Source organism: Tritonibacter sp. SIMBA_163, assembly GCF_046535935.1.
Lineage (GTDB): Bacteria > Pseudomonadota > Alphaproteobacteria > Rhodobacterales > Rhodobacteraceae > Epibacterium > Epibacterium scottomollicae.
This window is the reverse complement of sequence record NZ_JAWJBP010000342.1, coordinates 1-278: the sequence shown is the minus strand read 5'-3', so window position 1 is coordinate 278 and position 278 is coordinate 1. Positions and strand designations below refer to the sequence as shown.

Annotated in this window: 1 protein-coding gene; it reads right to left on the bottom strand. The window is 52.5% G+C overall.

What is annotated here, in order from left to right; genetic code table 11:
- A partial coding sequence (locus tag R0J92_RS22650) for a Maf family protein (protein ID WP_411053315.1) occupies positions 1-278 on the bottom strand: 278 nt, incomplete at both ends.

Here is a 278-nt window from a genome sequence, read left to right as displayed (position 1 = left end):
CCCTGAATATGTTCAATAAAGATGGCGGCTAAACCTTGAATTGCATAGCCTCCCGCCTTATCGGCTGGCTCTCCCGTCAACCAATAGCAGGCGATCTCTTCTGCTGTTAACTCGCGCATGGTGACATTCGTGGTCACACAGCTGGAGAGTATACCCAGCGGCCCGCTTACTGCTACTGCCGTCAGTACCTGATGGGTGCGACCTGAGAGCATGCTCAGCATATCAGCGGCATGCTGCTGATCATTAGGCTTGCCTAAGATCGTGTTATCAATGACCAC